We start from the raw sequence: 15,863 nt of genomic DNA on the forward strand, positions 1-15,863 counted from the left end.
TCTTGTACCCCATACATTATATACGATAATCGTCATCAGCATTATCCAGCAAGCCATATTCAAGAAGAATCTCCTCGAGACGTTCCTGAGTCATAGGCGTAGGAATAACAAACTTATCATTGTCAATAATCGCCTTAGCCAACTGTCGATATTCATCAGCCTGATCAGAATCCGGTTTATACTCTATCACCGTTTTCTTATTGATTTCAGCTCGTTGGACAATATTATTACGTGGAACGAAATGAATCAACTGAGTACCCAGTTCATGAGCGAAGGCACGAAGCAAATCCAACTCACGATCCACATTTCTTGAGTTACAAATGATACCACCCAAACGAACACCACCAGTACGGGCATAACGCTGGATACCTTTTGCGATATTATTGGCAGCATACAGAGCCATCATCTCACCCGAAGCAACAATATAAATTTCCTTCGCCTTACCCTCACGAATAGGCATTGCAAAACCGCCACAGACCACGTCACCCAAGACATCATAGAAGACATAATCCAAATCATCAGTATAAGCACCTAAGTTTTCCAACATATTAATTGAGGTGATGATACCACGACCAGCACACCCCACTCCAGGCTCAGGACCACCCGACTCCACACAACGTGTACCGCCGAAGCCCGTACGCATAATTCTGTCTAATGAGATGTCCTCACCTTCGTCACGAATGGTATCCAAAACCGTCTTTTGAGCTAAACCGCCCAATAACAAACGGGTAGAATCCGCTTTTGGGTCGCACCCCACAACCATAACTTTTTTACCGTGTTCAACCAATCCTGCTGTAAGATTCTGAGTCGTGGTTGATTTACCGATACCTCCTTTTCCGTAAATTGCAATTTGTCTTAATTCTGCCATTTTAAAGATAATGCTTTTGCAGCCACAAGCGTGGCTATGAAACAACTAAGGTGGTTATCAAAAATTTCCACCCTTAAAATAAATTTTGTATTTCGTTATACGACTGTACTTTTTCTAAAGCCTCAAAAAGATCTCCCGGCAAAGCCATCGCCGTAATGCCCTTTTGCCTCATCAAAGAAATCGCTCCCACACCTATTCGCGAAGCGATAATATACTGGCAATCCTGAAAGAGATTAATTCTCGCCTCCATTTCAGAAGAAGAATGACTTCCACCCAGACATACCGGCTCTACCGAACGCTTTTCCAGGTAATCCCACTCCCCATCAAAAAACTGGTATATGTAAAACTCTGTAGCTCTGCCAAAATGAACATCCACGGTATACCCGTAATCCGTCGAAGCAGCAGCAACACGAAATGCGTTATATTGATGCTCGTTATCCATGTGAGAAAGTTTCTGATACAACAAAGTCCTCTGAATAAACCTCCTTGGAGAAATCATTCACCCCGGGAACACCTACCGCATCGGCACGACAGCGATTACAGTGGCGGAACACATCCATGTATTTCTCAGCTTGCTTTCTCGCCTCCTCTATCTGGAAACAGAAAGGAGCCTTCTCATCCTTGAGTTCATACGTCGGTATCAAAGGGATGATATTATAAATCGAAGCACCCAGCGAAGAAACCGTCTTAGCTATCTGTTCGATGTGATGCCCATTGATTTTAGGCACCAATACCGTATTCACCTTCACAGTGATACCACTCTCCGCCACCTTTCGAATACCATTGAGTTGGTTTTCGATCAAGATCTTAGCCCCCTCCAGTGCATCATACTTTTTGCCATGATACACGACAAACTTATTCAGTTTGGCTTCTATCTCAGGGTCTACAGCATTCACCGTAACCGTCAAAGAGTCTATCTTCGCCTCTATCACTTCATCAGCCTTCTCAGCAAGCAATAATCCGTTAGTACTCATACATTTAAGCAAATGAGGAAACTCCTTATCAATTAAACGGAATGTCTGCAGAGCCGTATCTGTAGCCAAAGTATCACCCGGTCCAGCGATACCAGCCACCTTAATAGCAGGACATATCTTTAATGCCTTTTTAAGAATAGCGATACTCTCCTCAGGAGTGATAACCTTAGCGGTTACACCAGGTCGCTGCTCCGTATCATTCAAGACACGGCTGCAAAATCGACAACCGATGTTACAAGCTGGGCTAACCGGCAGATGAATTCTTCCGAGATTACCAGGTTTCTCAGCAAAGCAAGGGTGATTATTTCGTAATTTCTCTTGAATTTCAGTCATAATTCTATATAGAATTTCACTTATAAATCTTTTTGGATAGACATATATTTATCTTACCGAGAACATTTTTGCTCTCGGTAGACAAGGAAATCGCTCAAAAAAATAGGATTAGTTATTAGAGAATAAAGCTGTAGACAAGTATCTGTCACCAGAATCAGGCAGCAACACGACGATGTTCTTACCTTCATTCTCTGGGCGAGCTGCCAGAATCGACGCAGCCTTTAAAGCTGCACCAGAAGAGATTCCAACAAGAATACCTTCGCTAACCGCAAACTTTTTACCTTCAGCAAAAGCATCTTCGTTTTCGATAGCAATCACTTCGTCATAGATTTTTGTATTCAGTGTATCAGGAATGAATCCGGCTCCGATACCCTGTATCTTATGAGGTCCTGCAATACCTTTGGTCAATACCGGAGACGTAGCAGGCTCTACAGCAACAATCTTCACATTAGCGTTCTTCGACTTCAGATATTCGCCGACACCCGAAAGTGTACCACCAGTGCCGACACCTGCAACAAAGATATCAACATTGCCATCCGTCTGCTCCCAAATCTCAGGACCCGTAGTCTTACGATGAATTTCAGGATTAGCAGGATTAACAAACTGTCCAAGAATCACCGACCCCGGAATACTCCTATTGAGTTCATCAGCCTTAGCAATAGCCCCCTTCATACCCTTGGCACCTTCTGTCAAGACAATCTCAGCACCATAAGCCTTTAACAGATTTCTGCGCTCAACGCTCATCGTATCAGGCAGAGTAAGAATAGCCTTATACCCCTTAGCAGAAGCCACAGCGGCTAAACCGATACCCGTATTACCAGAAGTTGGCTCTATGATAGTAGCGCCAGGCTTCAATAGCCCTTTATTCTCAGCATCCTCTATCATAGCAAGAGCGATACGATCCTTAACCGAACCGGCAGGATTGAGATATTCCAATTTAGCCAAGAGTGTTGCCTGATTAACCCCATCCTTTTTTGAATAATTGTTGAGTTTTAGAAGTGGTGTATTACCAATCAACTCGAGAGAACTTTCAATAATCTTTGCCATAATTATTCCTCCTGTTAGCTATTATATAATTTAATGTTTTTCAATCGAAAGACTACTACTTCAAGTAATCTTATCAAACAATATGTTTTTCTGTGTGCAAAATTAAAGTAAGTCGAGCACATAGGAAATACCATTTATTAGGCATTTTTTATTACTATTGTATGGTATATTGAGTATAAATGTCTGGAAATCAGCAAAATATTTGCTTTAGTGTAACCATACATAAGTTAACAGGCTATCTTAGGTTTACTGTATATCCCCAACAGTGGGAAAGTTATTATTCACTTATGAAAGGTTTAGAAGAATCTGTTTATGATTACAGAGGAAGAAGCATTACGCCATTTTAAGGCTGCCAAGCGAACCAATAAAAATGCTGTAGCAGCTCTTGAAGAGAAAATGAAGCAGGCCTATGAAGAGCGTACAGGTCATAAGGCTGATTACGTAACGACATTATATTGCCAGATACAATCGGAGTAAATACTTGAATGCTGTAGTCTAAAAATAAAAGTCAAAGTGCGATATATTTCAAAACCTTTTCGTATCTTTGCTCAAAAATATAAGAAGGTATGAATTCAGCAGTAGCAACTAAGAAAACAGTCGGGAAAAGCTATCATTCACTTACGAAAGGTTTAGACACTCGTAAGAAAATTATAGCAAATACAATGTCTGTAGACGAATACTTCGATGAACTGATAGATAAGGTTCAAGAGGATTATGAAAATCTATGAAGTACGAATCAGTCATGATGCTCGTTTAGACATGGCAGAATTGCGCAAGTTCCTTAAGACTATGATGACAAAGGAAGGAGCAATACACTATGCTAACAGTATGCGTGAGGAAATAAAGATGTTAGCTCTTTATGCTGACCTCTATGGTAGGTCAACATCCATGACATTACGACAAATACACCCCGAAGCGCGTCGAATGTTATCCCACAATCGTCGCTGGATTTATGTCTATCATATAGAGGAAGATTTTGTAATAGTTGATCGTATTCTTCCTGCTAAGATGAATAAAGGCTAAAAATATCTTCTTTTATTTTTTATAAGTCGATAGATATTCTATAGACAATATACCTACAGAACGCTGTATATGCCCAATGGCTGTTGAGTACTGTAAATTGTTTTTTGGCAATCATAAGGGTGCAGTGGTATCTGTAATATATTCTTCGTTGAAACTTGCAAGCTTGCAAGAGTATCAGTACTGGGGTACTTCAAGATATTCTTTAATGAAGTACGTACTGAAAGAACAGATAATGAAAATTTGTTGCCAGGCACAATCGGAATAAATGCTTGATTGGCCTAGTTAAAAATAAAAATCAAATATTAATTTTTTAGCAAAATATCCGTTATGCAGTGCAATCACTGCCTTTTAGGCATGAATGTATCTGGGCACGGTCGTTTTTTGACTGTTTACTAGTGAACTTTAAAATTCACTCTAATTTCAATATAGAATAACTAAAGCAACATATAACAAGGGACTCAATTTATTGCACAAAATAGATTATGCCCTTATATACATATGAATCAATCAAATATATCAGATATGCACGATTGCTATGGTTGTGGAGTATGCTCTAAATCATGCCCTGTGCATATCATTGACATAAAATTGAATAGGAAAGGTTTTTATGAACCTTATATTACAGATCCAGACAGATGCACTCATTGTGGTCTATGTCGGGATGTTTGCGCTTTTATTAAGGATGATTTAGCTGTATGTAACAAACCATTAGCAAGCTATGCCGTCTGGAGTAAGGATCATCGGGTACAGCGTAAGTGCTCATCCGGTGGTGCAGGTTTGGAAATAGCTCTTTATCTATTAAAGCAGGGCTATAAGACAATTGGAGTACGCTATAATGCAGAGAAAGGAAGAGCAGAACATTTTGTAGCTTCCACTATTGAAGAATTGGTACAGACAGCTGGTAGTAAATATATCCAGAGTTATCCAGTAGATGGCTGGAGAGGTGTTGACCGTAAGAATAAATATCTCGTTACTGGTTCACCTTGTCAGATAGATTCTTTCCGTACCTATATGAAGCGAATGCGTTTGCCGGAGGAGAACTTTATCCTACTTGATTTCTTTTGTCACGGCGTACCATCGATGAATGCCTGGAAGAAATATGTTGACTTCGTAGAAAAGAAGACTGGAAAGATTACTTATGCTTCTTGGCGTAACAAATTTACTGGCTGGCATGACAGTTGGGCAATGGGCATCGACGGAAAAGTACATGGTGAGAAGATTGATTGGCATGACAGTTATAATATGTTAATCAAGGAAAAAAAAAGTTACTATCAGTCTCAAATGTCCAAAGGAGACAAGTTTTATGCGCTCTTCCTAGATGACTGTTGCTTAGGTGACCAGTGCTATCATCACTGCAAATACAAATATGACCACTCTTCAGCGGACATTCGCATCTGCGATCTTTGGGGTAAGACCTATCAGGATAATCAAGATGGTGTAAGCGGAGCAGTAGCCTTCACAGAAAAAGGAAAGGACGTTTTGCAGCGTATAAATTGCCAGCTAACCGAGCAACCTTTTGACGTAGTAGCAGAAGGACAGATGAAAGTTTGTCCACCCTATAAGTTTTGGTATAAGAAGATTGAGGACTCTCTGTCTGATCCTTCTAAAGATATAGATGATGCGATAGATATCATCAACAAGCAAAGACAAAAAGCAAGATGGAATAATCGTTTCCGTCATCCTTTTCGAACCAGCTATCATATGATAAAGAAGCTACTGCTCGTTTTATTTCATCAGTAAATCATCCTTGAAAAATATAATAAATGATTTATAGTTCAATGTAGAAATTTAAGGATTTAAATATTTTTGTAATAAATGTAGTATAATAGTGGCTTGTGTACAAGAAAATAATAAAAGGCTAGCAAAAAATACTTTACTTCTTTACTTTCGTATGTTGCTTACGATGTGTATTAGTATCTATACGTCGCGAGTTGTCCTGCAAGTATTAGGAGAAGTAAATTATGGTATTTACAATGTAGTCGGTGGCTTTGTCTCCATGTTTACAGTTATTAGTGGAGCTATGTCGACTGCTTCTCAGCGCTTTCTCTCTTTCGAAATTGGCAAAGGCAGTAGTGGGAAAGTACACGAGGTTTTTTCTACAGCGATAATAATACATATTGGGCTAGGACTGATTATATTATTATTAGGGGAAACTGTAGGAATATGGTTTATCAATAATTATCTTAATCTTCCACATGAACGCTATTATGCTGCCAATTGGGTATTTCAGTTCTCGCTCCTGACGTTTATTATCAGTGTAATCAGTGTTCCGTATAATGCAGTCTTGATAGCTTATGAGCGAATGAAGGCTTTTGCGTATGTTAGCATATTCGAAGTGACGTTGAAACTTCTTATCGTATATTTCATAGCTATTGCACCATTTGATAAGCTGATATTCTACTCCATCCTCATGGCTTCTACATCTCTGATATTAAGTATTGTTTATGGAGTATACGTTAACAGAAATCTCAAACAATGCCATTTCAATTGGGTTTGGGATAAAAGCAAGGGTATGGAAATGGGATCTTTCGTCAGTTGGAACCTTATAGGATCATTGGCTGGAGTCTTAAAAGAGCAAGGTATCAATGTTGTATTGAATATGTTTTTCGGAGCCGCTATCAATGCAGCTCGTGGTGTAGCATATCAGGTACTTAATGCTGTTGGTGGTTTCGTCAACAACTTCCAGGTAGCTATGAATCCACAGATTGTAAAGCACTATTCTGCAGGAGAAAAATATGAAATGTTCAGATTGGTATTTCGTGGTAGTAAATTTTCCTTTCTTATCATGCTCATGTTTGTACTGCCACTGACTTTGGAAGCTCCTTATATCTTGAAAATATGGCTAGTAAATGTTCCTGCCTACACGGGCATCTTCCTTCGACTAGTTTTGCTTACATCGTTAGTTGACAGTCTCTCAGGTACGCTAATTACATCTATGCATGCTTCTGGTAAAGTGAAAGATTATCAAATTGTGGTGGGTGGATTATCTTTGCTGACATTGCCGTTGGTTTATGTTGCCTTAAAATTGGGCGCTCCACCTTATGCCGCTATGTTTATCGGGCTGTGCATGGCTGTTGCCCTCCATGTAGCTAGAATATTGATGCTAAAAGCAAGTATTCATTTCCCGGTGATGGACTATTTTAGGAAGATTACTCTCCGTGTATTTTTCCTTGGCTTGCTGTCAGCAGTTGTTCCTACTGCTTTATATTTCTTTCTGTCAGTCAACTTCATTAATTTCCTAGTAGTCTGCATAGTCTCTGTTATCTCTGTAATCACGATTAGTTACCGTTTGGGACTATCTATGTATGAACGCCAAAAGGTAAAAGAGAAAGTCGCTTCAATAGTAAATAAATTTATCCACAAATAGTATTGAATAGGATTATGCTATTAGTATGATACGGGAGGAGTGTTGATAGTCCTCGTGTTCTATAAGTTGCCTCTACCATAAAGCTGGGGCATAAACTTTCTCAGAGTTGATACTACGAACCGTATACATTCTTTTGCCAATAATTGACTTATCTTGGTATTGATACTTTTATCTTTATTGAATTATAAAATATGGACTATGCTTCATTATTACTACAAAAGGGAAAATCTTATATATGTTACAAATACGAAATAAGGCGGAACTGCAAGTTTCATGACCAACAATAGCCTTTTTCATCTGCGATTGCCATTATGGATTCCTACAATTGATCTGCATAATATCAGTCGCTTAAAATATCCCTTGCGTTCAATATACCATATTGACTTAAACGACAAAATATATTTATGAAGATAAAGACAATCACATGTCATAACGTGTACAATTATGGCGCATCTCTACAAGCCTATGCCCTACAGCATTATCTAGAAAGTCTGGGAAATGAAGTAGAGATTATAGACTTTATGCCATGGTTCCTTAAAAGACGATATAATCTATGGGAGGCAAATTGTGGAAAGTTCGGAAAGTTGTGTAAAATATTCCCTCCTGTACGTCTCTTTGCACCCATCAGAAATAGGCTGAGATATAAGACATGGGGGCGAAAAGCTAAATTTGATGCTTTTACACAGAGTTATCTCCATCTAACAACACGTTACAACACTTCTATAGAACTGCAAAATAATCCTCCACAAGCAAACTTATATATAGCAGGAAGTGATCAGATATGGAATACAGAACTACCAAATGGAAAGGAACCAGCCTACTTTTTGGATTTTGGTACCGCTAAAAAGATTTCATATGCTGCCAGCTTTGGTATTAACGAGATTGATAAAGAAGATCAGCCTTTTGTAAAGCATGAACTAGGAAATTTCGATTATATCACTGTTCGTGAGAAGACCGGACTTGAAATCCTTAAGTTTTTTGGATTTAATGATGCTGTACAAGTGGTAGATCCAGTATTCTTACTCAATGCTAAGCAATGGATGTATTTAGGATCTAAAGCTATAGACTATAAGCTTCCAAAGAACAAATATATCTTGGTATATGATTTCTATGGTGATGAGCGCATAGCAGAATTTTCTGCTAAAATCAAAGCGAAAACAGGTTATGAAATTGTAAGTCTGAATGACTATAGTCCTCGCACCTATGTAGACTACAATATAAATGATGCAGGACCGCTTGAGTTCATATCTTTAATGGAAAATGCTGGAATTGTAGTGAGCAGCAGCTTTCATGGAAGTGTTTTCAGTCTTATCTTCCACAAGCAGTTTTATGTTTATTCATTGAAAGGTTCAGGCAGTTCATCTCGTATGGCTGATCTTATGTATTCTTTAGGTATTTCCGAACACTATAACGCATCAGAACTGCAAGCTGATATTGATTATTGTATAGTAGATAGAAAATTACTTAATATGATAACAAATTCGAAGATTTTTTTGCAGAATTGTATAAAGAAGTAGTTGATAGTCTTTAAATATATTTTCTTTGTTAGCAAAAGGCACATGGATCCATTTCCTCTATGAATACAATTTCATATTTTATAAGGGAGAAAGCTAATGCCCCATGCACAGATATCCATATAAGTACCTCTGATGGCGCATCAATATGAAACGTGAGGATTATTATCATATGCTTGACCAAGAAGAACGTAAAGGTCATTTGAAGTCAACCAAAGCTACTGGTATTTCAATTAGCTATAGTGATGAAGTATGTGAAATGTCAATCCTGCTGAAAGAAAAAAGAAAGAAACTTCGGCGGATTAAAAAGCAAGTAAAAAAAATAGCCTCATCTGATTCCTGTTTTGAAGTAGAGCAGGAGATAAAGGACTTTCAGGAAAAAATTCTTTTGAAGAAGCATGAGGAGATTGATGCTATAGTAAAAAAGTTAGAGCATGGTTATATCAATATTCAGCTGGAGAAAACTCAGGCAAAAGGAAAAGTAGTTCTTACCTGCAAAGATCTCCCTTCATTTCTAACATGCAAAATAGTATCCATAGAGCTTAGGCGACAATATCATGTATATCCCGAGGATAGAAACAGCATAGTTGACGCATTGGCTGTCCATCTTAAAAGCAAAATACATTTTGGGGTTCTTCGTACAGATATAATCAATTTCTTTGAATCTATTCCTCAAGTTCTTCTTTTAGATAAATTAGAGAAAGACAATAAATTATCCAAATTTGCTATCAAGTGTATTAAGCGTACCTTCTATGGTTAAATAGCAGAAGGGTCATTGTAATCATATGAAACATCTATTCAAGCTAAGTAAGGGAAGATCATTGTTTCTTTATAATGCACATCAAATCTGTTTCAGGAAAAAGACTACCTTTACAACCAATTATAAGGACTCTTTATTTTATGAATTGGAGAACTACGTTAAAAAAGAGAAGTTGGATTTTATTAGAGAATAGTATTAGTTAATATAAATAGAGTATTACGATTATGATCAATATATTATTAAGTACAGATGACAACTATGTGATGCCAACAGGCGTCCTTATGACGTCTATCTGCGAGAATACGAAGTCTGAAGTTACATTCTATATTATGACGAATGCAGACTTTAAAGATGAAAGTAGATCATCGCTGAAGCGTAATATAGCAAAATACAATCAGAATATAGTATTTATTCCTGTTCAGCCAAGTGCAACAAAGGACTTTCCTTTTGGCAGACCAGATCAGCCAACCCATGTTTCTGTAGCTACATATTATCGTCTGTTGATTACCAATCTTCTCCCAAAAAATGTAGATAAGATTATCTACCTGGATGGTGATATGATAGTAATGGATGACATAGCTGATTATTTCAATGAAGATGTTGATGGCTATGCTGTTGGTGCTGTTATCGATCAGGATATGGACGAAAATGTCAAAGATGAACGACTTGAATATCCAAAACAAGATGGATATTTCAACGCTGGATCGCTGTTAATCAATTTGAAGTATTGGCGAGAACATCATGCCTATGAAGAATTTATCAAAGTCATGCATGAAAAATCGAACATTATCATCTTTCATGACCAGGATGTTCTTAATTATGTTTTCCACGATAAGAAAAAATGGTTAAGTCCTAGATACAATATTCAGACTGAATTCTTGGTCGCAAAAAAAGTAGCACGATATGGGAAAGAATTAATTAAAGCTATAAAAAATCCATTGGCTATTCATTTCTGTATGCGAGGCTCAAAGCCATGGATGATACGATGTGATAATCCATTTACAGAGGTGTGGCGTAAATATAAGAGTATATCTGTTTGGGCAAATTCGCCATTGCAAAATAATGTTAGTGGTAATCTCAAAAATAGAATAAGGATGTTCTTAGTAAAATATCATTTATGGAAGGAAACATATTATTTGACGATTCCCAAGATAGAAGAACTGTAATTGCAGAGTATATATGTGCTTGAAAAAAATACAAATCCTTGTCATTCTATTACAACAATGACGTATCCGTAAGACGAAGACGTCTGCTGTTTGTCCAGCTTAAAGAACTCATAGAAAAGACGGAGTCTCTATGCTTACAATAATCGGACTTCGAAATTCCGGCGTAACGGACATGTGATTTGGCTAGTGCAGATTGTAAAGCATAAGTTCCACAGAAATCCTTATAGTGGTAATGTATTTCTCTTTATGGGCAAGAATTGAAAGAAAGTGAAGATGGTTCATTTTGAGAAACATGCCTACTATTTCCATGAGAAGAAGTTCACTAACGGGTATACCTTGATGATGACGTGGCTGGTGTAGAGTACTTGAATTGCCTCGCTTATATAAGAGCCAAGTTTGTTACGTCTTACAGTATTGGTAAAGTCATGGATGCCAAGGCTTTTATAAGACTGATAGGTGATCTCTAAAAACTGGAACGAGAATACAAACGAATAGGCTTGACTCTAGAAGATATAAAGGGAAGACAAAATGACAAGCAGACTCGCAGAATAATACAGATAAGAAACTGTAGGCACATTTGTTGGCTAATAAAATTAACAATGAACTATTCAAGAATGAAACAACAGATGACATTAGTAAATTTTACAAGAGTATCCTTATGTAATCTAGACAGAAATACATGGATAAGGTCTTTAGATTTTCTTGTTGATATCCATAGAAGTTTATTTCGTTTTTGAATTTTTATAAAAAATTACACCATTAGCAACAAGACTCTTATAAAGGCTTTTATTACATCAATTATTATTAAATAATGTCTTATTGAACTATGAATCATGCTTTTATTCTCCAGGCACATATAGAGCCAGAGCTTTTAAAAAGAATTGTGAGTAAGATAGTTGCACCTAATCACTTTTTCTTTATCAATATAGACAAAAAGGTGGACATCGAACCATTCAAGGATGTACTTGATGGAATACCTAACATTTCATTTCTGAATGATGAAGATAGGCTGTCAGTTAACTGGGGTGGTTTTTCTCAGATAGCTTGTACATTACGGTTACTAAAAAAAACTTTGTCTTCACCTGATAATATTGAGTATGTGCATTCTATTAGTGGACAGGACTATCCAATAAAGAGTAATGAAGAATTTGATGCTTTTTTCAATCAGTACAGAGGAGAAAGTTTCATGATGTATGATACTCCTGAAGAGCATGATGAATGGTCTAAGCCCAAGGGAAAGTATGAACAGAGATATATGCGTTATAGCTTTAATGATATCCATCCGACAGTTGGCACTAAATTGGTTCAGAAAGTGGTTCGATTGATAGAGCGCTTCCATTATCTTCGCAAGCCAATACCTAATATTTATGCAGGATGGAGTTGGTTCACATGGCATCGTAGCGTAGTCGAGTTTGTGCTTAAATATCTTGATAAACATCCTGCATACGAAAAACGTTTCCACAATACTTCATGCTGCGATGAACTTATTTTTCATACGATGCTATATCCATATTTGAAGGAACTAAATATTCATCCTGATGAAGCCTTGCGTTATATAGACTGGCACCCAGAAGCATCATATAAAGGAACTTTGCCAAAGATATTAGATGAGAGAGATTACAACAAAATAATTAATGGCAACGCAATGTTTTGTAGGAAAGTGGATATCAAACATTCTGCAGCACTGTTAGATTTATTAGCTATAAGATAAAAATATGAATTATTTAGTAGTACAGGACTGGAAAAATACACATGGAAACCATGCTGGCATGGTGCACATGTGCAAGTTGCTAGAACAACTTCATCCTAATCAATATAAGGTTTTAATTAAAGATCAGCCTAATCTTTTTGTTTCGGAGAAGAGTCCTTGGGGACAAATAAAGCGAATATGGAATCATTTTATAGCAAAGCCTTATTATTTAAAACATACATTCCCAAAGGAATGTATGAATCTCTGTAGTTCAATGTTTAATACCCTTAAGCCTGGTGATAAGGTATTTCTACTCGAATATTTGTCAGAGGCAACACCGCAATTACAGCTTGCTAATTATATAAGAGAAAATTTTCCAGAGATTAAAATTTGTACTCTATCTCACTTGACGGTTGACTATTTTAAAAATTGTCAACATAGTAATAGAGAATATTTTGAAGAGTGGTCAGCTCCGGTAGATAAGATGCTTACACTAGGTTCCTCTCTTTCTTCATATTTCGAAGAACAAGGAATATCAAAAGATAAGATCAGTACAGGATTCCATTATGTAGATGCTGCATATTATCATAAAAATGAATCTATGGAAATTCATCATCCTCTGCGAATCATAGCAATGGGTAGTCTGCAACGAGATTATTCTATGCTCGCAGATATTGTGAAAGGTGTACCTGAGGCTCAGTTTATTATATGTCATGGCAGAACAAATGTGGATAACTTGTTTGATGGGTGCAACAATGTTATACTTAAGGGTTATCTCAGTGAAGATGAACTTAAGCATCAAATGGATATTGCAGATGTGTCAATTAATATTATGATTGATACTGTGGGAAGTAATGTGATAACCACATCCATGGCTATGGGACTGGCAATTTTGGCAAGCAATGTAGGTAGCATTGGCGATTATTGTAAAGATACTAACTCTATCCTTTGTGAGAATACAAAAAATTCTTTCATTAGAGCTATTAAGATACTCTCTAGAGATTCTAATCGTGTGTTGAAGATGCGGGAGTCTTCGATTGAGTTGTCACAAAGACTACATATAGAAAATGTGCATAAGTGGTTTAGCTCATTATAAAATATGGCTTAAGAACCATGTCGCTCCATATAAAAGCATCGACAAATTTATTGATGCTGCTGAGAATAATGATATTTCCAAAATTAAGTAAGATTATTTTTAATGTTTAATTTTGATTTTACCTATGACTTCATCTATCTGTTTCTTTTTGGACTGATGATGATCGTAGGAAATAATGTATCTAAAGGAAAAAACTATTGGCCTTCTTGCTTTTGGATAATTTTGTTTTTTACTTTGATCGAAGGTGTACGATATAGTCGAGGCGTAGACTATTTACACTATATAGATGTATATAACTACGACTTGGAGTCTAAGGAGGTGCTATTCACGACGATTAATAGAGGGCTGAAAAGTTTAGGAGTCACTGCAGAATATGCTTTTATGTTCTATGCATTCCCTTTCATTTGGGGAGCAATGACACTGATGAAACCCATGAAGAAATATGCTAAGTACATGTTCCCTATATTTCTCATGAGTATAATTTTTATACATGAGTCCTTTCCACGTCAGGCATTTTCCCTCTCTTTCGTGTTTTTCTATATGGCAAAACTTAATGATATTATAGAAACTTTTCCACATCGGAAGATTCAAATAATCCAATGGGCAGAACTTGCGACCTATGCCTTGGTTGCCTATTCCATACATTCTGTCGCCATTATTGGAATATTCGTGACTACTTTAGTTATGCTTTTTTTAAAGAGACCATTTCCTTGGGTATTTACTGTTCCGATTATACTAATAGGTAAGTTCGTAATAGCTAAAAGTTTTGATTTTAGCTATATCAATGGCCTGTTGCAATTTTTAGGATCTACAAATGAGAAATTTGGAGGGTATGTGGACAATGCCAACAGATGGTTCTCTGAAGATGCTATAAACAGCTTATACGATAGAAATATTTTGGTTGAGATTTTGGAATCTTTTGGTTGTTGTTCTTTCGCTTATTTAGGATGCAAATTCTTTAATAGATTCTGTGAATATAAAGACAAAATAAAGGAAAATATTCATAAAAACAGAGTTTTGATGTCTCTTGGTACTCATTATAATCTTTATGTGTCATTGTTTAATATATCCATTATAGGTTATATAGTTTTTGAGACCTTTTATAATCTGGAAATTGTACGTCGTGTAGCATATAGTTGGACCATCTTCTGGTTCGTACCTATTTCGCTGATTCTGTACTATCGAAATTGCAGAATATTTAATAAGTTCGATCGCTTATTAATGTTGGGTTTCTTCTTTTGGGCATGGGAATTTATACGTTTCCTTTTTGTATGGGAAAATGTACGAATGTTCATTTGGGACAGGTAGAAAAACCATCATAAAAGATGATTAAAACTTGTATTTTTTCACCGCCCACATGACCAAAAACAAGTAGCAAGAATGATTATACTTGATTATGAGTATTTATATTGGTTGGTACACGAAGTTTGAAAAACTTTGTGACTAATTATTCTGAATTTTGATCAGTTTAGACGCCTATACAACAATCGCTTATCCAAGAGTCCATCTTCTTGCATGGGCAAAACAGAAACTTACAATTCAATAGTATGGGTATCAAGGTCTGTCCTTATTGCGAGCATGAGTATATCGAGATGATTAATCGTGGAGAAACCAACTCTAGACCAATAGGATTTGAGCATTTTTATCCCATGGGAAACGAGCGTTATCCTGGGTTGGCTATGTGTTTTTACAATTTGATTCCAAGTTACCGTAACTGCTATCATACTAAACTAGAACAATCTATTCTACTGTATTCGATTACGATTGTGCTATATCTTTCCATGCTAAAAAATAAGGTGACAAATGAGTTGACGTCTTGTCTTGAACAACGATATTAGACTCTTAGACCGAAAGCTCTCTATCTTTTAATGCCCTCAGGAGAAATAAACTGAGATAAAATTATGGGGATTGACATTATGCCAATAATTAAATTTCTATTAGGCAATTTAAGTAATGTTGCCAAGGGTAAGGAATATCTTACAAAAATGAAGAAAGACACAATTGGAAATTGACGGGTTATTATAT

16 protein-coding genes are annotated in these 15,863 nt (G+C 36.7%); 12 read left to right on the forward strand and 4 right to left on the reverse strand.

Annotated features, from left to right (window positions below; translation table 11 throughout):
* Positions 1 to 16: 16 nt before the first annotated feature.
* The 4 genes from nifH to cysK form a co-directional block, all read right to left on the reverse strand.
* Positions 17 to 868: a nitrogenase iron protein gene (gene nifH, locus L6471_RS03755; protein ID WP_006281725.1), complete on the reverse strand. Its 852-nt coding sequence runs from the start codon at positions 866 to 868 to the stop codon at positions 17 to 19.
* Between the two features lie 73 nt (positions 869 to 941).
* Entirely contained in the window at positions 942 to 1,310 is a 369-nt protein-coding gene (locus tag L6471_RS03760) for a NifB/NifX family molybdenum-iron cluster-binding protein (protein ID WP_237796876.1), read from the reverse strand.
* Positions 1,303 to 2,175, reverse strand: coding sequence for a radical SAM protein (locus L6471_RS03765; protein WP_039869820.1), 873 nt, complete (start codon positions 2,173 to 2,175; stop codon positions 1,303 to 1,305). The genes L6471_RS03760 and L6471_RS03765 overlap by 8 nt, the downstream gene beginning before the upstream one ends.
* 108 nt (positions 2,176 to 2,283) lie before the next feature.
* Positions 2,284 to 3,222: a cysteine synthase A gene (gene cysK, locus L6471_RS03770; protein ID WP_237796877.1), complete on the reverse strand. Its 939-nt coding sequence runs from the start codon at positions 3,220 to 3,222 to the stop codon at positions 2,284 to 2,286.
* Positions 3,223 to 3,534: 312 nt separating this feature from the next.
* Here cysK and L6471_RS03775 point away from each other — a divergent pair, with 312 nt between their 5' ends.
* From L6471_RS03775 to L6471_RS03830, 12 genes are all read left to right on the forward strand, one after another.
* Entirely contained in the window at positions 3,535 to 3,699 is a 165-nt protein-coding gene (locus tag L6471_RS03775) for a hypothetical protein (RefSeq protein ID WP_237796878.1), read from the forward strand.
* An 89-nt stretch (positions 3,700 to 3,788) separates the two neighbouring features.
* Positions 3,789 to 3,950 carry a hypothetical protein gene (locus L6471_RS03780; protein WP_179226431.1) on the forward strand — a complete coding sequence of 54 codons (162 nt, stop codon included), beginning with the start codon at positions 3,789 to 3,791 and terminating at the stop codon, positions 3,948 to 3,950.
* On the forward strand, positions 3,937 to 4,245 hold the full coding sequence (locus L6471_RS03785) for a hypothetical protein (RefSeq protein ID WP_094447987.1): 309 nt from the start codon (positions 3,937 to 3,939) through the stop codon (positions 4,243 to 4,245). The genes L6471_RS03780 and L6471_RS03785 overlap by 14 nt, the downstream gene beginning before the upstream one ends.
* 498 nt (positions 4,246 to 4,743) lie before the next feature.
* On the forward strand, positions 4,744 to 5,985 hold the full coding sequence (locus tag L6471_RS03790; protein ID WP_237796879.1) for a Coenzyme F420 hydrogenase/dehydrogenase, beta subunit C-terminal domain: 1,242 nt from the start codon (positions 4,744 to 4,746) through the stop codon (positions 5,983 to 5,985).
* Positions 5,986 to 6,148: 163 nt separating this feature from the next.
* Positions 6,149 to 7,612, forward strand: a complete 1,464-nt coding sequence (locus tag L6471_RS03795; protein WP_237796880.1) for an MATE family efflux transporter — start codon at positions 6,149 to 6,151, stop codon at positions 7,610 to 7,612.
* Between the two features lie 404 nt (positions 7,613 to 8,016).
* Positions 8,017 to 9,129: a polysaccharide pyruvyl transferase family protein gene (locus tag L6471_RS03800; RefSeq protein WP_237796881.1), complete on the forward strand. Its 1,113-nt coding sequence runs from the start codon at positions 8,017 to 8,019 to the stop codon at positions 9,127 to 9,129.
* A 145-nt stretch (positions 9,130 to 9,274) separates the two neighbouring features.
* Positions 9,275 to 9,886, forward strand: coding sequence for a hypothetical protein (locus L6471_RS03805; protein WP_237796882.1), 612 nt, complete (start codon positions 9,275 to 9,277; stop codon positions 9,884 to 9,886).
* A 224-nt stretch (positions 9,887 to 10,110) separates the two neighbouring features.
* Complete coding sequence (locus L6471_RS03810) at positions 10,111 to 11,052, forward strand: glycosyltransferase family 8 protein (RefSeq protein WP_237796883.1); 942 nt, start codon at positions 10,111 to 10,113, stop codon at positions 11,050 to 11,052.
* A gap of 883 nt (positions 11,053 to 11,935) precedes the next feature.
* Positions 11,936 to 12,763 carry a beta-1,6-N-acetylglucosaminyltransferase gene (locus L6471_RS03815; protein WP_237796884.1) on the forward strand — a complete coding sequence of 276 codons (828 nt, stop codon included), beginning with the start codon at positions 11,936 to 11,938 and terminating at the stop codon, positions 12,761 to 12,763.
* Positions 12,764 to 12,767: 4 nt separating this feature from the next.
* Positions 12,768 to 13,838 carry a glycosyltransferase gene (locus L6471_RS03820; RefSeq protein ID WP_237796885.1) on the forward strand — a complete coding sequence of 357 codons (1,071 nt, stop codon included), beginning with the start codon at positions 12,768 to 12,770 and terminating at the stop codon, positions 13,836 to 13,838.
* Positions 13,839 to 13,940: 102 nt separating this feature from the next.
* Positions 13,941 to 15,146 carry an EpsG family protein gene (locus tag L6471_RS03825; protein WP_237796886.1) on the forward strand — a complete coding sequence of 402 codons (1,206 nt, stop codon included), beginning with the start codon at positions 13,941 to 13,943 and terminating at the stop codon, positions 15,144 to 15,146.
* Between the two features lie 239 nt (positions 15,147 to 15,385).
* Positions 15,386 to 15,676, forward strand: a complete 291-nt coding sequence (locus L6471_RS03830; protein WP_237796887.1) for a hypothetical protein — start codon at positions 15,386 to 15,388, stop codon at positions 15,674 to 15,676.
* Positions 15,677 to 15,863 lie beyond the last annotated feature (187 nt).

Source organism: Segatella bryantii (assembly GCF_022024215.1).
GTDB classification, from domain to species: Bacteria; Bacteroidota; Bacteroidia; order Bacteroidales; family Bacteroidaceae; genus Prevotella; species Prevotella bryantii.